The sequence below is a fragment of the Bradyrhizobium manausense genome (assembly GCF_001440035.1).
GTDB lineage: Bacteria > Pseudomonadota > Alphaproteobacteria > Rhizobiales > Xanthobacteraceae > Bradyrhizobium > Bradyrhizobium manausense.
This window is the reverse complement of the sequence record NZ_LJYG01000116.1, coordinates 278,908-297,847: the sequence shown is the minus strand read 5'-3', so window position 1 is coordinate 297,847 and position 18,940 is coordinate 278,908. Positions and strand designations below refer to the sequence as shown.

The following is an 18,940-nucleotide window of genomic DNA, read 5'->3' as shown; positions in this document are numbered from 1 at the left end:
GGTGCCGGGACAACCCCGGCGCTGCGATCTTGTCGTCGTTCGCCGCGGCGAGCGGCGCGCGGCTATCTGGCATGCATGGTCCGCGGATGCCGCTCGTGCAAGAGCTTCGCCAATGCGTCGCGATCCTCCGGGCGGTCTTTGACGGCAATTTCGAAAAGGGCTTCCTGGACATCGCGGGGCATATCGCCCCACACAGCCAGAGCAGCGCGCCCCAGCATCAGCGCAAAATGGTCTTCGTCATCCCGCATTGCTGATCCTCCGCGTTGAACACAATGCGAGGTCAGCCGCAACGTTCCCTGCGCGAGCCTGCGAGGGTTCGGTTGCGCAAAATAAAACGCGGCGGATCGCTCCGCCGCGTTCGAACCGGATGCGAGGGACGGAGCCTACTCCTCCTCTTCCTCGTGCTTCTTGCCGCCGAGGGTCTTGAGCTTGGCGAACACGGCGTCGACGTTGAGGTCGTCGCTCGACTTCTCCGACGACTCGTACTCGTCCTTCTTGGTGGTCTCGGACGCCGGCAGCAGGGTGGCGCCGCCGTAATTGGCGTCAACAGGCTTTTCCTTGGCGGCGCGCGCCACTTCGAAATCGAGCTCGATCTGCGAGCAAAGGCCGAGGGTCACCGGGTCGATCGGGGTCAGCTGCGAGGTGTTCCAGTGGGTGCGGTCGCGGACGCTGGCGATCGTGCTCTTGGTGGTGCCGACCAGGCGCATGATCTGAGCATCCTTGAGCTCGGGATGGCTGCGCAGCAGCCAGAGGATGGCGCTGGGACGCTCGTGACGGCGCGATACCGGGGTGTAGCGCGGGCCCTTGCGCTTGGGCTGGGGCGGCAGCACGACCTTGCTCTCCTGGAGACGGAGCCGGTAGTCCTGGTTCTTCTCGCCCTTCTCGATTTCCTCGCGGGTCAGCTGGCCGTTGGAAATCGGGTCCATGCCCTTGATGCCCTGGGCGGCGTCGCCGTCGGCGATCGCGCGCACCTCGAGGGGATGCATCTTGGTGAAATCGGCGACCTGGTCGAAGGTCAGCGCGGTGTTGTCGAGCAGCCAGACGGCGGTCGCCTTGGGCATCAGAGGTGCGTTGCTCATGGCAAATCTCCTTTGTGCTTCGCCCACCCCCTCAGGAGGCGAAACCGGTGGTCATCAGCGATGACAGGGAATTCGCGCTATATAAGCCCGGAGGGGGTAGCCACGCAATGGTTCTGCTATAGATAGTGCCTTGACAGCGTCTGAAAGGGGGCCCAATTCCCTCTGAAGCCGCCGTAGGCCCTTAAGCTTTAGCCCCTGTTCCATCCACCGACCGTCTTCCGCCCGTATTGCCGGGTGATTCGGTCCCGAGATCGCTCAATGTCAGCCAAACCAGACCTCAAGATCGTGCTTTGTTCTCCCCGCGGCTTCTGCGCCGGGGTGGTCCGGGCGATCGACACCGTGGAACGGGCGCTCGATAAGTATGGCGCCCCCGTCTACGTTCGCCATGAGATTGTGCATAACAAATACGTCGTCGACGGGTTGAAAAAGAAGGGCGCCATCTTCGTCGAGGAGCTGGCGGAGATCCCGGAGAACACGACCGCGCCGGTGGTGTTCTCGGCCCATGGCGTGCCGAAGTCGGTTCCCGCCGACGCCCAGTCCCGCAATCTTTTCTCGCTGGATGCGACCTGCCCGCTGGTGACCAAGGTCCACCGCGAGGCCGCGATCCACTTCAAGCGCGGCCGCGAGATCTTCCTGATCGGCCACTCGCATCATCCTGAAGTGGTCGGCACGCTCGGCCAGCTGCCGGTCGGCGCGGTCACCCTGATCGAGACCGCCGAGGACGCCAAGACCATCAATCCGAAGGACCCGAACAATCTGGCCTTCGTGACCCAGACCACGCTGTCGATCGACGACACCGCGGAGATCGTGGGGCTGCTCAAGGAGCGCTTCCCGAACATCAACGGCCCGCACAAGGAAGACATCTGCTACGCCACCACCAACCGCCAGCTCGCGGTGAAGAAGGTGGCGCCGGTGGTGGACGCCTTGATCGTGGTCGGCGCGCCGAACTCGTCGAACTCGCAGCGCCTGCGCGAGGTCGCCGAGCGCGAGGGCTGCAAGATCGCCGTGCTGGCGCAGCGCGCCGCCGACATCGACTGGACCAAGTTCGGCAACATCACGAGCCTCGGCATCACCGCGGGCGCGTCGGCGCCGGAAGTGATCGTCGAGGAGATCATGGACGCGTTCGCCGAGCGCTACACGCTGCATGTGGAGACGGTCTCGGCCGCGGAAGAGAACGAGTTCTTCCCGCTGCCGCGCCAGGTGCGCCCCGAAGCCGCCGCCGAGTAGTCTTGCATGGCGGTCTACACCGACGTTGCCGCCGACGAGCTTGCGGATTTCCTGAAGCAATACGATCTCGGCGAACTGCTCTCCTACAAGGGCATCGCCGAAGGCGTCGAGAACACCAATTTCCTGCTGCATACGACCAAAGGGTCGTTCATCCTCACGCTCTACGAAAAGCGCGTGGCGAAGAACGATCTGCCGTTCTTCCTCGCGCTGATGACGCATCTGGCCGAGCACGGCGTGAGCTGCCCGTTGCCGGTGAAGGCCAGGGATGGCGAGCCGCTGCACGAGTTGCAGGGACGGCCCGCCGCGATCATCACTTTTCTCGAAGGCATCTGGCCGCGCAAGCCGAACGCTGTGCATTGCGCCGGCGTCGGCGAGGGCCTCGCCCGCATGCATCTGGCCGGCGCCGATTTCGCGATCAAGCGCGCCAACGCGTTGTCTGTCGCGGGTTGGCGGCCGCTGTTCGATGCAGCTGCGGATCGCGCCGACGAGGTGCAGCCGGACCTGCGCGCGTTTCTTTCGGCCGAGCTCGACTATCTCTCGGGCGGCGTCTGGCCGACCGATCTGCCCGAAGGCGTGATCCACGCCGATCTCTTCAACGACAACGTCTTCTTCCTCGGCGACAAGCTGTCGGGCATCATCGACTTCACCTTCGCCTGCAACGACATGCTGGCCTATGACGTCGCGATCTGCCTGAACGCCTGGTGCTTCGAGCCGGATCATTCCTTCAACGTCACCAAAGCGCGCGCCTTCCTCAACGCCTACGGGCGGCTGAGAAAGCTTTCCGAGGCCGAGGAGGCCGCGCTGCCGCTGCTGGCGCGGGGCGCCGCGATCCGCTTCCTGCTGACGCGGCTGGTCGACTGGCTCAACGTGCCTCCCGGCGCGCTGGTGAAGCCGAAGGATCCGCTGGAATATTTTCGCAAGCTGCGCTTCCATCAGAGCGTCTCCAGCGCGCGGGATTATGGGCTGATGCCGTCAGGACTGGTCGCGTGAGCGAGCTCCCCAATGTCACGATCTTCACCGACGGCGCCTGCTCGGGCAATCCCGGGCCCGGCGGCTGGGGCGCGATCCTGAAGTTCGGCGACAAGGAAAAAGAGCTGAACGGCGGCCAGCCACACACCACCAACAACCAGATGGAGTTGATGGCGGCGATCTCCGCGCTGGAAGCGCTGAAGAAGCCGTGCACCGTCGACCTCTACACCGACAGCCAGTATGTCCGGCAGGGCATCACCGGCTGGATCCACGGCTGGAAGCGCAACGGCTGGCGCACCGCCGACAAGAAGCCGGTGAAGAACGTCGAGTTATGGCAGCGCCTCGATGCGGCGCTGAAAGCGCACCAGGTGCGCTGGCACTGGGTCAAGGGCCACGCCGGCCACCCGGAGAACGAACGCGCCGATCAATTGGCGCGGGACGGGATCGTAAAGGCGAGGCTGCAGCAGCGGCTGGCGGAGTAGGTGTCATTCCGGGGCGCCCGTAGGGCGAGCCCGGAATCCATTCCTCTCCGCGCTCTGACGTGAGATGGATTCCGGGCTCGCGCTGCGCGCGCCCCGGAATGACGAGAGACTTAGAGTCTCGTAGGGTGGGCAAAGCGAAGCGTGCCCACGTTCTTCCAATTGGGGACGATGGTGGGCACGGCGCTGACGCGCCTTTGCTCACCCTACGGCACTTCTGCCGTGGCTCAGAGTTGCCCCAGCAGCGTATCGCCGCCCGACACCTCGACCTTGCCGGGCATCGCCTCGAGGTTCAGCTTCTTGACCACGCCGTCCTCGACCAGCATCGAATAGCGCTTGGAGCGGATGCCGAGGCCGTTGGCGGAGGCATCGAGCTCCATGCCGATTGCCTTGGTGAAGTCGGCATTGCCGTCGGCGAGGAAGATCGCCTCGTCACGCTGGTCGGTGTCGCGCTTCCAGGCATTCATGACGAAAGCGTCGTTGACAGAGACGATGGCGATGGTGTCGACGCCCTTGTCCTTCATGGCGTAGGCGTTGAGGAAAATGCTCGGCAGATGCATCTTGTGGCAGGTGCCGGTGTAGGCGCCGGGCACGGCGAACAGCGCCACTTTCTTGCCCTTGAAGATATCGTCGGTGGTCTTCACCTGCGGGCCTTCCGCCGTCATCACGCGGAATTTCGTCTCGGGCAGCTTGTCGCCAACTTGGATCGCCATGGTCGTTTCTCCATTGAAAGAGGCCGCCAGAGTTCTAGAGCATTTTACCACCGGAGGGAAACGGCTGTAATGAGCCGATGCTGCCAATTCTCGGCATTGCGAGCCAACGGGTCCGCGCGAAGCGCGGCCCGATGACAGGTTCCGCGAAGCAATCCAAGCTGTGTCCGTGGAGGGATTCTGGATTGCTTCGTCGCAAGAGCTCCTCGCAATGACGACGGGGCGCGTCGTCGCGCCCCGTCGTACCGTTGGCGACGTCCTACGCCGCCTGGGCCTTCTTCTGGTCGCGTAGCTCGCGGCGGAGGATCTTGCCGACATTGGTCTTGGGCAGGTCGGTGCGGAATTCGATGTGCTTGGGTACCTTGTAGCCGGTGAGCTGCTCGTGACAGAACTTGATCACGTCCTCGGCCGTGAGGTTCGGATCCTTCTTCACCACAAAGGCCTTCACCGCTTCGCCCGATTTGGCGTCGGGGATACCGATCACGGCGCATTCCAGCACGCCCGGATGGCTCGCGATCACTTCCTCGATCTCGTTCGGATAGACATTGAAGCCGGAGACCAGGATCATGTCCTTCTTGCGGTCGACGATCTTGGTGTAGCCCTTCTCGTCCATGATGCCGATGTCGCCGGTGCGGAAATAGCCGTCCGCGGTCATCACCTTGGCGGTCTCTTCCGGCCTGTTCCAGTAGCCGGCCATCACCTGCGGGCCCTTGGCGCAGATCTCGCCCGGCTGGCCGAGCGGCACCTCGTTGCCCTCGTCGTCGCGGATCGAGATGTAAGTCGACGGCACGGGGATGCCGATGGTGCCATTGAACTCAGCATTGGTCGCGGTGTTGCAGGTCAGCGTCGGCGAGGTCTCCGACAGACCGTAGCCTTCGGCGATCGAGCAGCCCGTGATCGCCTTCCACTGCTCGGCCACCGGACGCTGCACGGCCATGCCGCCGCCGTTCGAGATCTTCAGCTTGGAGAAGTCGAGCTTCTTGAAGTCAGGGTGATGCATCAGGCCGTTGTAAAGCGTGTTGACGGCCGGGAAGCTATTGACCTGGTATTTTGCCAGCTCCTTGATGAAGCCCGCGATGTCGCGCGGGTTCGGGATCAGGAGATTGCAGCCGCCGGCACGCACCGCGAGCAGGTAGCAGGCCGTCAGCGCGAAGATGTGATAGAGCGGCAGCGCGCACACGATCATCAGCTGCTCGACATGCGGCGGCTGAGCCAGCGCCGGCTGCAGCCAGGCGTCGTTCTGCAACACGTTGGCGACGATGTTGCGATGGAGCAGCGTAGCGCCCTTGGAGACGCCGGTGGTGCCGCCGGTATATTGCAGGAAAGCGACGTCGCCGGGCGAGAGCTTTGGCTTGTTGAAGGTCTGGCCGCGGCCCGCCGCGAGCGCATCGTTGAAGGACACCGCGCCGGGCAGCGCGAAGGCCGGCACCATCTTCTTGACGCGGCGGACGACGAGATTGACGATCACACCCTTGAAGCCGAGCAGATCGCCCATGCTGGCGACAATGACGTGCTTGACCGGGGTCTTCGCAATCACCTGCTCTACGGTGTGGGCAAAGTTCTCCAGCACGATGATGGCTTCGGCGCCGGAATCCTTGAGCTGATGCTCGAGCTCGCGCGGGGTGTAGAGCGGGTTGACGTTGACCACGGCAAAGCCGGCACGCAGCACGGCTGCGGTGGCCACGGGGTATTGCAGCACGTTCGGCATCATGACCGCGACGCGGGCGCCGCGCTGCAGGCCGCGGCCCTGCAAATAGGCGGCGAGCGCCAGCGACATCTGGTCGAGGTCGCGATAGGTGATCGCCTTGTCCATGCAGATGAACGCCTTGCGGTCGGCGAACTTCGCAAAGCTCTCCTCCAAGAGATCGACCAGCGATGCGTATTGCGTCGGCTCGATATCAGCGGGCACGCCGGGCGGATATTGCTTGAGCCAGATGCGCTCCATGGAAACTCCCCTCTCTTAACGTCAGTGCCCGTTGTGTCCCGGGCTGCCTCATTGCCGCAAGTATCGAGCCTGCCGGAACGGCTGGCAAGCGGTCGAGGCTTAGGGCAAAGGCCGGGAGGTGGCTACTGGAATCGTCGCAAGTCGCTGCCGCAGGTGCGAAGTGCGGCCGGGCCTGGAGCGTTAACCTAGCTGTTGTTGGGCGCGGGCTTCGACGCAGGCTTTGTCGCGGCCTTGGGTTTTGCAGGTTTGGCAGCCTGATCGCCGCTCGCCGCCGCCTTGTCCGCAGCGGGCTTGTTGGCAACAGGCTTGTTCTCAGCAGGTCTGGCCGCGGCATGCTTGCTCGCGGCCGGCTTTGCCGCGCTCTTTGCATCACTTTTTGCCGTGGCGTCGGGCTTGGCGGCTGCCGTCTTGGCTTCGCTGCCGGCGTCGGGCTTCTTGGCCACGCGCGACTTCTTGCCACGCACCTTCGGCGTGGCCTGCTGGTCGGCGTCGGCTGCGACGGCCGCGACGAGGGCCGCGCCTGTGCGGGTCGGGCCGGTATAGACCACCACGGGCTCCACAGCCTCCGCGGCCGAGGCCATCAGGTCGGACGCCTTCATCAGCGGCGGCTGGAGGCCGGCGGTGAAGAACGTGACCTTGGCTTCGCCGCCGGTCAGAGAGGTCGATCCGCTGCCATTGGTCGCGATCAACGCATCATCGTCGTCGCTGGCCGGATGTTTGCGGTGACCACCGCACATCTCCTCACGCAGGTTCGGCGGCGAGGCATCGACGGGCACGAGGTTTTCGACAGTGCCGAGCGAGGGGCGCAGCCACGACAGATTGTCCTGGCTGAAGCCGCGCTCGAGCAGCTGCGCCGCCTTCACCGCGCGCGCGGTGCCGGAATTGGCGCCGAGCACCACCGCGATCAGGCGGCGGCCGTTGCGCGTCGCCGAGGCCACGAGGTTGTAGCCGGAGGCACAGATGAAGCCGGTCTTGAAACCATCGGCGCCGGGATAGCGGCCGATCAGCTTGTTGAAGTTCGGCGTGATCCGCTTGCCGAAGCGGATCGCCGGGATGTGCACGAAGTACTCGTATTCGGGCAGGTCGCGGAGGAACGAGCGGGCGAGAATGCCGAGGTCGCGCGCCGAGGTGACGTGTCCGTCCGCGGGCAGCCCGTTCGGATTGACGTAGTTGGTCTGCGTCATGCCGAGCTTCTTCGCGGTGTCGTTCATCATCACCGAGAAGCCGTCGATCGATCCGCCGAGGCCTTCGGCCAGCACCACGGCCATGTCGTTCGCCGACTTGACCATCATCATCTTCAGCGCGTTGTCGACGGTGAGCTGTGTTCCCGGACGCAGGCCCATCTTCGAGGGCGACTGCGAGGCGGCCGTCGGCGACACCGTCAGCAGCGTGTCGAGTGTGATCTTGCCGTCCTTCACGGCCTTCAGCGTCACATAGGCGGTCATGATCTTGGTGACGGAGGCCGGATACCAGGGAATGGTGGCGTTCTCGGCCTGCAGCACCTTGCCGCTGTCGGCTTCGATCAGCAGCAACGCTTCGGCATTGACGGCGCGCGGCACGACAAGCGCACCGACGGCGAGCGTCGCGGCGAACAGGTTGAACAGGGATTTGCGAAGCAGCGGGCGAAAGGCGTGCACTATCCGATTCCGGTCCTTGGAGAGCCGCTGGTTCCACGCGGTTCTCGTGATCTGACGTTCGGTTTTGAAATCCAGCGCCGCCGCTCGCGGCAGCGCAAACCTATACCGGCTCGTGCGTCGAGAATAGGGGCTTCAAGGCGGTATTCCGCAATGAAATAGGCCGAATTTCGACAGTGCTACGGGGACTTGACGGCAGCGGAAGCTGCCTCCGCCGCACTTGCGCTGCCCCGCGCGGCCTGGGCTTGTTCCTGCACCATGAACTGGGCTCTGGCGAGCTCGGCAAAATGGCCGCCTTTGGCGACGAGTTCATCGAAAGTTCCGCTTTCGATCACCCGCCCGTTCTCGAACACCAGGATCCGCGTGGCATTGCGGATGGTGGAGAGGCGGTGGGCGATGACGAAGGTGGTGCGGCCCTTCATCACTTCATCGAGAGCGGCGTTCACCTTGGTCTCGGTCACGGCATCGAGCGCGCTGGTCGCCTCGTCCAGGATCAGGATCGGCGGGTCCTTCAGCAGCGCTCGTGCGATCGACAGTCGCTGCCGCTCGCCGCCGGAGAGCATGCGGCCGCGCTCGCCGGCATTGGTCGCAAAGCCGCCGCTGCGCTCGATGAAGTCGAGCGCCTGCGCGCGCTCCGCCGCCTTGCGCATCTCGGCTTCGGTCGCATCCGGCTTGCCGACGCGTAAGTTCTCCTCGATCGAGCGGTTGAACAGCAGCGCTTCCTGGAACACGACGCCGATATTCCGCCGCAGCGATGTCAGCGTCACGCCGCGCACGTCCATGCCGTCGATCCTGATGAAGCCGGATTGCGGATCGAAGGCACGGTGCAGCAGCGCGATCGCGGTCGACTTGCCGGCGCCGGTCGGGCCGACCAGCGCGATGGTCTGGCCAGGCAGTGCGGTGAAGGAGAGATCCTCGACCGCAGGCCGTTTGCCGTCATAGGAGAAGGTGACGTCGTTGAATTCGACGAGGCCGGAGAGCCGGCCTGTATCGATCGCGTCCGGTCGGTCGTGCACCGCGGGCACGGCATCGAGCACATTGAAGAACTCGCGCAGGCGCGGTGCCTCCATGAAGACGCTGTTGATGAAGCTCACCACCTGCTCCAGCTTCTGGATCAGCAGTGTGGCGAAGCTGACGAACATCACGATCTCGCCGACCGAGGTCAGGCCCTGATCGTGCAGGGCGATGCCGAGCGTGAAGATCGCGAGCACGGTGATGGTGGTGGAGGCGCGCGTGATCACCGTGACCAACGCCCACCACGACAGCACCGGCATTTGCGCCGCGAGCAGCTCGTCGGCGACCGAGCGCAAGCCCTTCACCTCGGATTCGACGCGCACGAAGCTCTGCACCAGCGCGACATTGCCGAGCGCGTCCGAGGCGCGTGCGGAGAGCTCGCTGTAATGCTCCTCGACCGCCATTTGCATGCCGAAGGTCCTGCGTACGACGAAGGTTGTCAGGGCGGTGAAAACGACGCAAAGCACGAACAGGAGGATCGCGAGTCGCCAGTTCAGATAGAGCGACAGCGGTAGCAGCACCACGACCGAGAGGATCGCGGCAAAATGCTCACGGAAGAAGCCGAGCCAGAGCCGCCACAGCGCGTCCGTGCCGTTGAGCATGACCTTCATCAGCCGTCCCGAATGGGTGCCGGAATGGAAGGTCAGCGGCAGCTGCAGGATGTGCTCGAAATAGCTGGTCAGCACCGCCTGGCGCTGGCGATGGGAAAGCCGGTCGGCTTGCAGGGCCACGAGCGCGCTGCAGGCGATGGTGAACAGTCCGAAGGCGACCCAGGCGGCGAGGAACGGCCAGGCCGAGTTCGAGCCCGCGACCGTCTTGCCGGAGAGCACGTCGACGATCCGCCCGAACAGCACCGGTTCGGCGAATTGCGAGCCGGCCAGCAGCAGATTGGCGAATGCCAGCAGCCAGCCCAGTCGCGCCTCCTTGCCGAGCAGTTCGAGAACGCGGGTGTAGAGACGGAAAATGGACATGAGGCAGGCGCTGACCCAGGCAGGCGGTATGATCTTGAGGTGACATTCTAAACTGGGATCGCCGGCGAGATACAGCGGAAGCTTTGTTCTATCCCGATCTCCCGCCGGGGGCGCTGAGAAGCGGCATGCCGGGGTTTGCCTGCATCACCTAACCTGAACGGGAGATGAGCGGCGGTTGCGTCACGATCACGCAAGCCCGTTCAGCTTGTGTTGGGATTGGGGAACCTAACTTGGGCAACAGGTGTTTGAGAGCCATGAGCCTGTCTCGAGGCACCAACGAAGGTCCCAAGGAGGGTCCAGGACATGTTTGACCGATTTTCAAAATTTGCCGGCCGCAAGGCCGTTCTCGCCACTGCCGCGGTGCTGGCACTGACCAGTGTCGCCCCCACCGCCTCGTTCGCCGGCGGCCGCCACTGGCATGGCGGCGGCGGCGCGGCCTTGGCCGGTGCAGCGATTGCCGGCGCCATCGGTACCGGGCTTGCGATCGCCGCGACCCGCGACGCCTACGCCTATGATCCGGGTCCGGGCTACTACTACGACAGCGCCCCGGCCTACTACAGCGGCCCCGCCTACGGTCCCGGCTATTATTATGGGTCGGGCTATGCAGAGCAGTATGGCGGCTACACCAAGGTCTGCTCCCACGGCTGGTCCGGCTACGCTTGCTATTAACCGGTCGGCCACAAGCCCATCCACCAACAAGCCGGCGCGCTTGCCGCGCCGGCTTGTTTTTCGCTTTTGTTGTCGCGTGTTAACGTGTCTACCATTGGTTTAGAGTAGTTTTGCGTGAATGAGTGATTCGCTTGAGCGGCTATATCTGGCTGTGCTCGCGGCCAGGGATCTTGATCCGGCAACATCGCGCACCGCCCGGCTGTTTCAGCGTGGGCCCTCCAAAATGGCGAAGAAGCTGGCGGAAGAGGCGATCGAGGTCGTGATCGATGCGGTCAACGGCGACGCCAAGGCCGTGGTCCGGGAAAGCGCCGACCTGCTCTACAATCTCACCGTGCTCTGGGCGTCCGCAGGCGTCCGCCCCGAAGACGTCTGGCGCGAGATGTCGCGGCGTGAGGACATGCTCGGCATCGCCGAAAAGCTGCCGAAGTCGCCGATGAAGCTGCCTAAGGTCGCCTCACCGAGCATCTCCAGGCGGCGGCCTATTGTCGCGCTGGAAGGCCGCGCGGCGCGAAAAAGGCATTAAATCGTCACAAAACTCGCGATGGACAAATCCGTCCCATGGTGCTTCATCGCGGCGCCATGCTGAAACGTATCTACGACTGGTGCATCGACGCCGCCCACAAGCCTTACGCACTCTGGATCATGGGTGCCGTGGCTTTCGCCGAAAGCTCCTTTTTTCCCGTTCCCCCGGATGTGATGCTGATCCCGATGTCCCTGGCGCGCCCGCAGCGCGCCTGGGTCTATGCGGCGATCTGCACCGCGACGTCGGTGCTGGGCGGCCTGCTCGGCTATGCCATCGGCGCGCTGCTGTTTGACTCGGTCGGCCACTGGCTGATCCAGGTCTATGGCCTCGGCGACAAGGTCGACGCTTTCCGCGCCTCCTATGCCCAGTGGGGCGCCATCATCATCCTGCTCAAGGGCTTGACGCCGATCCCCTACAAGCTCGTCACCATCACCTCGGGCTTTGCCGGCTACAATCTCGCTCTTTTCGTGCTGTGCTCGATCGTCGCGCGCGGCGGACGCTTTTTCATCGTGGCGATCCTGCTCAACCGCTATGGCGACTGGATCCGGGAGCGCATCGAGCGGCATCTCGGTCTGTGGGTCGCGCTCGGTGCTGCCGTGCTGGTGCTCGGCTTTGTTGTGGCGATCAAGCTGATCTGAACTTTGCCGCCGCGCCAGCGTCGGCTACGGTTGGTCTCATGATGGTTCGATCCGGCAATCCGGCCGTGCGGCTCGGGACGCTGATGTCAGCAGTGCTGCTTCTGCTCGGTGCCGGCGGGACCGGGTGGGCGCAATCGGTGCCGCAATCGCTGGGCGTGCAGGAGCAGGGGCCTCAGGCCGCGCCGCCGCCCGCCCCCTCAGCGCCGCCCGCGCCAGCGGAAAACCCCGGGCTGATCAATGAAATGGGCAAGCTGTTCGACAAGCTGCCCTCGATCCTGCCGCCGATCAAAAGCCCAAGCGAGGCCATGAACGACCTGTCGCGGCTGGCGACGCCGTCGACCATGGTCTCCGGTCGCGCGGCCTGCCCGATCTCCTCCAACGGTGCGCCCGACTGCAAGCTCGCCGCCAACCAGCTCTGCCAGAGCAAAGGCTACAAGGAAGGCAAGAGCCTCAACACCGATTCCGCCGAGAAGTGCTCGGCCAAGGTTCTCATTCCGGGCAGGCAACGCAAGCCGGATGATTGCCGCACCGATACCGTCGTCACCAGCGCGCTGTGCCAGAACTAGGGACGTCGCGCGAGCAGCAAGGAGCGCCCATGAGCCGTACGGAGCAAGATTTCCTCGGACCGCGTGAGATCGCCGACGACATCTACTACGGCGTCCAGACTATCAGGGGGAAGGAGAACTTCCACATCACCGGCATTCCGATGAGCCAGGAGCCTTACTTCGTGAAGGCGCTGGGTTACGTCAAGAAGGCCGCGGCGATGGCCAATCGCGACCTCGGCGCGATCGACGCCAAGGTCGCCGATGCCATCATCCTCGGCTGCGACCGCGTCATCGCCGGCGACATGATGGACCAGTTCGTCACCGACTTCATCCAGGGCGGCGCCGGCACCTCGACCAACATGAACGCCAACGAGGTGATCGCCAACCTCGCGCTGGAATCGCTCGGCTTCCACAAGGGCGACTACCAGCATGTCAGCCCGAACGACCACGTCAATTACGGCCAGTCGACCAACGACACCTATCCGACCGCGTTTCGGCTGGCGCTGATCCTGCGCCTCGAGAGCTACATGACGGCGCTGCGCCAGCTGCAGGAGGCCTTCTTCGCCAAGGGCCGCGAATTCGACCGCGTCCTGAAGATGGGCCGCACCCATCTGCAGGACGCGGTGCCGATGTCGCTCGGCGCCGAATTCCGCGGATGGGGGACCACGATCGGCGAGGAGGTCGACCGCATCTCGGAGGCGCGCGCGCTGCTGCGCGAGATCAATCTCGGCGCAACCGCGATCGGCACGTCGGTGACGGCGGCGGTCGGCTATCCCAAGCTCGCTGTCAGGCATTTGAGCGCGCTGACCGGCGTCGATTTCATCCTCGCCGGCGACCTCGTCGAGGCGACCTCGGACACCGGCGCCTATGTGCAACTCTCCGGCGTGCTGAAGCGCACCGCGAGCAAGCTGACCAAGATCTGCAACGACATCCGCCTGCTGGCCTCGGGCCCGCGTGCCGGCTTCAACGAGATCAACCTGCCGCAATTGCAGCCGGGCTCATCGATCATGCCGGGCAAGGTCAATCCCGTGATCCCCGAGGTCGTCAACCAGACCAGCTTCCTCGTCATCGGTCTCGACACCACGGTGACGCTGGCGGCATCCGCCGGCCAGCTCCAGCTCAACGTGATGGAGCCGGTGATCTCGTTCGCGCTGTTCTTCTCGATCCGCACCATGGAGCGCGCGGTCAACAGCCTGCGCGAGAATTGCGTCGTCGGCATCACCGCCAATGCGGAGCACACCCGCAACATGGTGCTGAACTCGCTCGGCATCGTCACCGTGCTGAAGCCGCTGCTCGGCTACAAGCAATGCGCCGAGATCGCGCGTGAAGGCTACAAGAGCGGCAAGTCGCTGCACCAGATCGTGGTGACCGAGCGCAAGCTGCTGACGCAGGAGAAATGGGACGAGATGTTCTCGTTCGAGCGGCTGATCAATCCGGATTTGATTTCCTGACGTCATTCCGGCGCGCGCCTCTTGGCGCGAGCGCGGAATCCATTCTGCAACTCGCGCCGAGGCCCGATGGATTTCCGGGCGCGACGCTGCGCCTCGCCCCGGAATGACGGGAGAGGAATTCCGTGCGTTGGAATTGCGAGTGCCGCGTCGGACACGGCGTCACAACGCAATACTTGACAGTGGAAAGATTGCCTTGTTGGTATGGTCCCAATCTCTCATGCCTCCGCCAGCAAAGGATCGCGCCGCAATGTCCATGCCTGCTCTGTTCAAGGGACGCCTGTCGATCCCTGTGATCGGTTCGCCGCTCTTCATCATCTCGGTGCCGGACCTGGTGATCGCGCAGTGCAAGGCCGGCGTGGTGGGCTCGTTTCCGGCGCTGAACGCGCGGCCTCCGGAGCTGCTCGACGAATGGCTGGCGCGGATCACCGAAGAGCTCGCGGCCTATGACCGCGCGCATCCCGACAAGCCGTCGGCGCCGTTCGCGGTCAACCAGATCGTGCACAAGTCGAACAACCGGCTCGATCACGACATGCAGCTTTGCGCCAAGCACAAGGTGCCAATGATCATCTCCTCGCTCGGCGCGCGCGAGGAGCTGAACCAGGCCGTGCACGGCTGGGGCGGTATCGTCTTCCACGACGTGATCAATCAAAAGTTTGCCCACAAGGCGATCGAGAAGGGCGCCGATGGCCTCATCCTGGTCGCGGCCGGCGCCGGCGGCCATGCCGGCACCATCTCGCCGCTGGCGTTCGTTGCAGAGACGCGCAAATGGTTCGACGGCCCGATCGCGCTGTCGGGCGCCATCGGCAATGGCAGGGCGATCCGCGCCGCGCGCATTCTCGGCGCCGACTTCGCCTATATCGGCTCGGCCTTCATCGCGACCAAGGAAGCCAATGCGGTCGACAAGTACAAGGAGATGATCGCGGGCTCGAGCGCCGACGACATCGTTTATTCCAATCTTTTCACCGGCGTGCACGGCAATTACCTGAAGCCGTCGATCCTCGCCGCCGGCATGGATCCGGAAAACCTGCCGACGTCGGATCCCTCGAAGATGAATTTCGGCACCGATGCTTCCGGCGAGCGTGCCAAGCCGAAGGCCTGGAAGGAGATCTGGGGCTCCGGCCAGGGCATCGGCAGCATCGACGGCATCATCCCCGCTGCCGATCTGATCGCGCGCTTCAAGAAGGAATACGACGAGGCGATCGATCCGCCGTTGTGATGGCGCCCGCAATGAGTGCCATCTACCGCGTCGACGGCAACAGCGTCGTCACCAGCCCTGATGCCGCCGGCCCCTGGGACCGGCGCATGCAGCACGGCTCGGCGCCGTCGGCGCTGGTGACATGGGCGGCAGAGCGCATTGCGGCGCCTGTGCCGATGAACGTCGCGCGCGTCACCATCGACCTGATGCGTCCGGTGCCGGTCGCGCCGCTCACGATCGAGACGGAAATCTTGCGCGAGGGCCGCAAGATCCAGCTCTGCGAGATCAAGCTCTTCGCCGACGATGTGCAGGTCGTCGGCGCCACCGTTCTCAAGATCAGGCAGCAGTCACAGCCGTTGCCGGATGACGTCGGCGATCTGCCTGTTACCCTGCCGTCGCCCGAGGACTCGCTCGTCGAGGACGGCCACGGCGCGATCAGTCCGTTCGCGGGCATGGTCTCGATGCGCGCCGCGCGCGGCCGTTTCGGCCAGGCCGGCGCCGGCGCGATCTGGTTTCGTCTCGACCATCCGCTGGTCGAAGGCGAAGCGGTCTCGCAGGCGATGCGCGCCGTGGTCGCCGCCGATTTCTCCAACGGCACCGCCTCGACGCTCGACTTCCGGGCCTGGACCTACATCAATGCCGACCTCACGGTGAGCCTGGCGCGTCAGCCGGTGGGCGACTGGATCTTGCTCGATGGCGATTCCTGGATCGGCCCCGATGGTGCCGGCCTTGCGATGTCGCGTTTGGCTGATCGGCGGGGCTATTTCGGTCGCGCGGTGCAGAGCCTGGTGATCGAGAAGCGGTGAGTGTCACGGCAAGCACTGCCGTTGCTGCTGGGCCGATTGAACGGCAGGCTTCCGCCGCCGCGGAAGGGATGCTTGGTCATTTTCGACGCGGCATCCTGCCGGTTCAGAATCCGTAGAAGATCTTGATCTCCCACAGCACCACGATGATAGCCGTGATCAACGTGACCGCGGCGACTGCACTTTCCAGGGAAGCGACTCTCATGTCCCACTCCGCTTCCCAGCCCCATCAGCGGTCTAGTTGATTCCCCGATTCGCGGGCAATCGCGCCGGCCGCGCGGACACGCATTCGGCCGCGCATTGTGGTGTCGAGGCCACAACAGCACCGTATAATCCCGGGTGAAAGGGCTCAAGACTTCCGGGATTTCGCGCAATGCGTGTCATCCGAACCGGTCGCTGCAATCAGGGAGATCACCCCACCATCCGGTCCCGCCCGCTCCAGAAGCCGGCGCGCAGCACCTTCTTGTCGACCTTGCCGACGCCGGTCATCGGCAGCTGCTTGACGAACTGGATCTGCTTCGGCGCGTGGGCCGAGCCCTTTCGCGTCCGCACCATGTTGATCAGCTCGTCCGGATCGGGCTTCGTACCCTCGCGCGGCACGACGATGGCGGTGACGGCCTCGCCCCATTTTTCGTCGGGTACGCCGACGACCGCGACCATCGCGACATCGGCATGTTGCGACAGCACGTCCTCCACCTCGCGCGGAAAGATGTTGAAGCCGCCGGTGACGATCATGTCCTTCTTGCGATCGAGGATGAACAGGTAGCCGCGCTCGTCCTGACGCGCGATGTCGCCGGTATGAACCCAGCCGTTCCTCAACGTCTCGGCGGTGATGTCAGGCCGCTTCCAGTACTCCGCCATCGCGTGCGGCGCACGCACGCAGATCTCACCGGCTTCGCCAATCTTCACCTCCTGGTCGTTGTCGTCGAGGATTTTGACCTCGCAGGCCGCGATCGGGAAGCCGCAGGACAGGAACAGCTCTGGCGTCCTGGGATCGTGATCCTTCTTGCGCAGCACCGAGACCGGATAGCATTCCGTTTGGCCGTAGAGCTGCGAGAACACCGGGCCGATGCGCTCGATGCCTTCGACGAGCCGGCTCGGCGACATCGCCGAGGCGCCGTAGAGCACGAGCTCGAGCGAGGACAGATCGGTCTTATCAAGCGCAGGATGATCGAGCAGCACATAGATCATGGTCGGCACGAACAGCGTGAAATCGATGCGCTCGCGCGCAATCGTCGCCAGCACGGCCTCGGGGTCGAAACCCTTCAGCATGTGCACGGTGCCGCCGCGCATCAGCGTCGGCAGCACCTTGGTGCCGGCGACGTGGCTGATCGGCGCCACCGTGAGGTAGCGCGCGGCGTCGGGGATTTCGAAATCGGCGAGGATCGCGCCGGCGGCTCCGGCGTTCTCGCGGTGATAGCGCAGCGCGCCCTTGGATTTGCCCGTGGTGCCGCCGGTGTAATTCAGTGTGGAGAGATCGTCGAGAGTTGCGAGGCACCGCGCGCTGGCGTGTCCAGCGCTCTCGATCGCCGCCAGCAGATCGACGCCGTACTCGGCCGGTCCCATCGTGAAGACAGCCTTGAGCAGGTTTGCCTTCGCGGCAAGCTCGCCGCCGCGATCGCGGAACGCAGCCACATCGACCACCAGCACCTCGGCCTCGGAATCCTCGAGCTGAAACAACTGGTCCGTCTCCGATCCGAGGGGATGCAGCCAGGTGATGCAGCATCGCGACAATTGCGCGGCAACGCCGGCGCACCAGGTGTCGGCACGGTTGGCGGTGAGGAACGCGACGCGCGCACCCGGCTGCAAACCAAGCCGAATGAGCACGCCCTGGATGCGTCCGATCAGATCGAGCGTGCCCTGATAGCTCAGCGATCCCCCGGGCCATGCGAAAGCGATGCGGCCGGGATAGCGCGCCAGCGCCCGTAGCGTCTGCGCACAAGTCGGGGACGATGCGTGGAGCGGATCGGACATATGTTTCCTCGTTGCTTTGTCATCGGCTTCTCGCGTGCCAATGTTGCCGGTGACGCTAGCACAGAGCATGCGGAATGGAACGAGGAGGCGAGAGTGACGTCCGATCGACTGCAAATTTTTCGCGATCGTCTCAGCCTTCCGCTGATTGCGGCGCCGATGTTCCTGGTGTCGGGCGTCGAGTTGATGGTCGCGGCTTGCCGGAGCGGCGTCATCGGCAGCTTCCCCACCGTGAATTGCCGCAGCACGGAACAGCTCGATCAATGGCTCACCGAGATCGCAACGCGGTTGCGGCACCACGAAGATCGCGCCGGCCGAAAGGCTGCGCCGCTCTGTCCGAACCTGATCGTGCATCGCTCCAACGCGCGGCTCGAGCAGGATCTCGCCGTGCTGCTCAAGCACAAGCCTGAGATCGTCATCACCTCGGTCGGCTCGCCCGCACCCGTGTTGAAGCCGCTGCATGACGCAGGCAGCCTGGTGCTGGCCGACGTTGCTTCGATCCGCCACGCCGAGCGCGCAGCGGCCGCAGGCGCCGATGGGTTGGTGCTGCTGACGGCGGGCGCCGGCGGACAAACCGGCTGGCTCAATCCGTTCGCCTTCGTCCGCGCGGTGCGCGCGTTCTACGACGGCATTGTCGTGCTCGCCGGCGGCATCAGCGATGGCCGCGCGCTGCATGCGGCCGAAGTGCTCGGCTGCGATCTCGGCTACATGGGCACGAAATTCATCGCGACGCGCGAGAGCATGGCGGACGACCGCTACAAGCAGATGCTGGTCGAGAGCAGCGCCGACGACATCCTGCTCACCACCGCGTTCACTGGCTTGCAGACCAGCATGCTGAAGCCGTCGATCATCGCGGCCGGGCTCGACCCCAATGACCTGCCGGCGCGTGGCGCCATCGACATCGGCAAGGACATCGACGTCGGCGCGCGCAAGATCAGGTCGAAGCGCTGGCGCGATATCTGGAGCGGCGGTCACTCGACGTCTGGAGTCACTGACGTGATGGCGGTCGATGACCTCGTTGCGCGAACGGTCGCGGAGTACCGGGCCGCAAGGGAGCGTTAACGTCCCGCGCCGCCCGGCACGGTTAATCCCGCATGGCTCCGCAGGTCCGCATTTA

The 18,940-nt window shown here is 64.5% G+C and carries 18 protein-coding genes; 11 read left to right on the top strand and 7 right to left on the bottom strand.

The window, feature by feature from the left end; translation table 11 throughout:
- Window positions 1-62: 62 nt before the first annotated feature.
- Entirely contained in the window at window positions 63-248 is a 186-nt protein-coding gene (locus AOQ71_RS49500; protein ID WP_083514886.1) for a hypothetical protein, read from the bottom strand.
- Window positions 249-383: 135 nt separating this feature from the next.
- Entirely contained in the window at window positions 384-1,079 is a 696-nt protein-coding gene (locus AOQ71_RS41575; protein WP_057759654.1) for a DUF1013 domain-containing protein, read from the bottom strand.
- 258 nt (window positions 1,080-1,337) lie between these two features.
- Here AOQ71_RS41575 and ispH point away from each other — a divergent pair, with 258 nt between their 5' ends.
- From ispH to rnhA, 3 genes are read left to right on the top strand one after another with little or no spacing between them, the layout of a single operon-like run.
- Entirely contained in the window at window positions 1,338-2,306 is a 969-nt protein-coding gene (gene ispH, locus AOQ71_RS41570) for a 4-hydroxy-3-methylbut-2-enyl diphosphate reductase (protein WP_057759651.1), read from the top strand.
- Window positions 2,307-2,312: 6 nt separating this feature from the next.
- Window positions 2,313-3,296 carry a homoserine kinase gene (locus AOQ71_RS41565; protein WP_057759648.1) on the top strand — a complete coding sequence of 328 codons (984 nt, stop codon included), beginning with the start codon at window positions 2,313-2,315 and terminating at the stop codon, window positions 3,294-3,296.
- Window positions 3,293-3,757 carry a ribonuclease HI gene (gene rnhA / locus AOQ71_RS41560; protein WP_057759646.1) on the top strand — a complete coding sequence of 155 codons (465 nt, stop codon included), beginning with the start codon at window positions 3,293-3,295 and terminating at the stop codon, window positions 3,755-3,757. Before AOQ71_RS41565 ends, rnhA begins: the two co-directional genes overlap by 4 nt.
- Window positions 3,758-3,981: 224 nt before the next feature.
- Here the strand turns inward: rnhA and AOQ71_RS41555 are convergent, their stop codons facing one another.
- The 4 genes from AOQ71_RS41555 to AOQ71_RS41540 all read right to left on the bottom strand — a co-directional run bounded on the left by AOQ71_RS41555 (window position 3,982) and on the right by AOQ71_RS41540 (window position 10,028).
- A complete protein-coding gene (locus AOQ71_RS41555; RefSeq protein WP_057759644.1) occupies window positions 3,982-4,467 on the bottom strand; it encodes a peroxiredoxin in 486 nt (161 codons plus the stop codon).
- 256 nt (window positions 4,468-4,723) lie between these two features.
- A complete protein-coding gene (locus AOQ71_RS41550) occupies window positions 4,724-6,409 on the bottom strand; it encodes a long-chain fatty acid--CoA ligase (protein ID WP_057759641.1) in 1,686 nt (561 codons plus the stop codon).
- Between the two features lie 185 nt (window positions 6,410-6,594).
- On the bottom strand, window positions 6,595-8,046 hold the full coding sequence (locus AOQ71_RS41545; protein ID WP_057759638.1) for a D-alanyl-D-alanine carboxypeptidase family protein: 1,452 nt from the start codon (window positions 8,044-8,046) through the stop codon (window positions 6,595-6,597).
- A 176-nt stretch (window positions 8,047-8,222) separates the two neighbouring features.
- Window positions 8,223-10,028 carry a glucan ABC transporter ATP-binding protein/ permease gene (locus AOQ71_RS41540; protein WP_057759635.1) on the bottom strand — a complete coding sequence of 602 codons (1,806 nt, stop codon included), beginning with the start codon at window positions 10,026-10,028 and terminating at the stop codon, window positions 8,223-8,225.
- 303 nt (window positions 10,029-10,331) lie between these two features.
- On the opposite strand from AOQ71_RS41540, the gene AOQ71_RS41535 reads away from it, so the two are divergent.
- The 7 genes from AOQ71_RS41535 (at window position 10,332) to AOQ71_RS41505 (ending at window position 15,855) form a co-directional block, all read left to right on the top strand.
- Window positions 10,332-10,697, top strand: a complete 366-nt coding sequence (locus AOQ71_RS41535; protein WP_057759632.1) for a hypothetical protein — start codon at window positions 10,332-10,334, stop codon at window positions 10,695-10,697.
- A gap of 118 nt (window positions 10,698-10,815) precedes the next feature.
- A complete protein-coding gene (hisE, locus tag AOQ71_RS41530) occupies window positions 10,816-11,220 on the top strand; it encodes a phosphoribosyl-ATP diphosphatase (protein ID WP_057759627.1) in 405 nt (134 codons plus the stop codon).
- A gap of 35 nt (window positions 11,221-11,255) precedes the next feature.
- Window positions 11,256-11,858, top strand: coding sequence for a YqaA family protein (locus AOQ71_RS41525; RefSeq protein WP_162268471.1), 603 nt, complete (start codon window positions 11,256-11,258; stop codon window positions 11,856-11,858).
- 38 nt (window positions 11,859-11,896) lie between these two features.
- A complete protein-coding gene (locus AOQ71_RS41520) occupies window positions 11,897-12,424 on the top strand; it encodes a hypothetical protein (protein ID WP_057759624.1) in 528 nt (175 codons plus the stop codon).
- A 29-nt stretch (window positions 12,425-12,453) separates the two neighbouring features.
- On the top strand, window positions 12,454-13,854 hold the full coding sequence (locus AOQ71_RS41515; RefSeq protein ID WP_057759621.1) for an aspartate ammonia-lyase: 1,401 nt from the start codon (window positions 12,454-12,456) through the stop codon (window positions 13,852-13,854).
- A 247-nt stretch (window positions 13,855-14,101) separates the two neighbouring features.
- Complete coding sequence (locus tag AOQ71_RS41510) at window positions 14,102-15,070, top strand: NAD(P)H-dependent flavin oxidoreductase (RefSeq protein ID WP_057759938.1); 969 nt, start codon at window positions 14,102-14,104, stop codon at window positions 15,068-15,070.
- Window positions 15,071-15,081: 11 nt separating this feature from the next.
- A complete protein-coding gene (locus AOQ71_RS41505) occupies window positions 15,082-15,855 on the top strand; it encodes a thioesterase family protein (protein WP_057759935.1) in 774 nt (257 codons plus the stop codon).
- 408 nt (window positions 15,856-16,263) lie between these two features.
- On the opposite strand, the gene AOQ71_RS41500 is transcribed toward AOQ71_RS41505, so the two are convergent.
- Window positions 16,264-17,826, bottom strand: a complete 1,563-nt coding sequence (locus AOQ71_RS41500; RefSeq protein ID WP_057759619.1) for an AMP-binding protein — start codon at window positions 17,824-17,826, stop codon at window positions 16,264-16,266.
- A 93-nt stretch (window positions 17,827-17,919) separates the two neighbouring features.
- On the opposite strand from AOQ71_RS41500, the gene AOQ71_RS41495 reads away from it, so the two are divergent.
- Window positions 17,920-18,885 carry an NAD(P)H-dependent flavin oxidoreductase gene (locus AOQ71_RS41495; RefSeq protein ID WP_057759932.1) on the top strand — a complete coding sequence of 322 codons (966 nt, stop codon included), beginning with the start codon at window positions 17,920-17,922 and terminating at the stop codon, window positions 18,883-18,885.
- The last annotated feature ends 55 nt before the right edge of the window (window positions 18,886-18,940 follow it).

Bases quoted from the DNA above. Each gene is read 5' to 3' on its own strand.
- AOQ71_RS49500 (WP_083514886.1), bottom strand. From the start codon at position 248: ATGCGGGATGACGAAGACCATTTTGCGCTGATGCTGGGGCGCGCTGCT.
- AOQ71_RS41575 (WP_057759654.1), bottom strand. From the start codon at position 1,079: ATGAGCAACGCACCTCTGATGCCCAAGGCGACCGCCGTCTGGCTGCTC.
- ispH (WP_057759651.1), top strand. From the start codon at position 1,338: ATGTCAGCCAAACCAGACCTCAAGATCGTGCTTTGTTCTCCCCGCGGC.
- AOQ71_RS41565 (WP_057759648.1), top strand. From the start codon at position 2,313: ATGGCGGTCTACACCGACGTTGCCGCCGACGAGCTTGCGGATTTCCTG.
- AOQ71_RS41555 (WP_057759644.1), bottom strand. From the start codon at position 4,467: ATGGCGATCCAAGTTGGCGACAAGCTGCCCGAGACGAAATTCCGCGTG.
- AOQ71_RS41550 (WP_057759641.1), bottom strand. From the start codon at position 6,409: ATGGAGCGCATCTGGCTCAAGCAATATCCGCCCGGCGTGCCCGCTGAT.
- AOQ71_RS41540 (WP_057759635.1), bottom strand. From the start codon at position 10,028: ATGTCCATTTTCCGTCTCTACACCCGCGTTCTCGAACTGCTCGGCAAG.
- AOQ71_RS41535 (WP_057759632.1), top strand. From the start codon at position 10,332: ATGTTTGACCGATTTTCAAAATTTGCCGGCCGCAAGGCCGTTCTCGCC.
- hisE (WP_057759627.1), top strand. From the start codon at position 10,816: ATGAGTGATTCGCTTGAGCGGCTATATCTGGCTGTGCTCGCGGCCAGG.
- AOQ71_RS41525 (WP_162268471.1), top strand. From the start codon at position 11,256: ATGGTGCTTCATCGCGGCGCCATGCTGAAACGTATCTACGACTGGTGC.
- AOQ71_RS41520 (WP_057759624.1), top strand. From the start codon at position 11,897: ATGATGGTTCGATCCGGCAATCCGGCCGTGCGGCTCGGGACGCTGATG.
- AOQ71_RS41515 (WP_057759621.1), top strand. From the start codon at position 12,454: ATGAGCCGTACGGAGCAAGATTTCCTCGGACCGCGTGAGATCGCCGAC.
- AOQ71_RS41510 (WP_057759938.1), top strand. From the start codon at position 14,102: ATGTCCATGCCTGCTCTGTTCAAGGGACGCCTGTCGATCCCTGTGATC.
- AOQ71_RS41505 (WP_057759935.1), top strand. From the start codon at position 15,082: ATGAGTGCCATCTACCGCGTCGACGGCAACAGCGTCGTCACCAGCCCT.
- AOQ71_RS41500 (WP_057759619.1), bottom strand. From the start codon at position 17,826: ATGTCCGATCCGCTCCACGCATCGTCCCCGACTTGTGCGCAGACGCTA.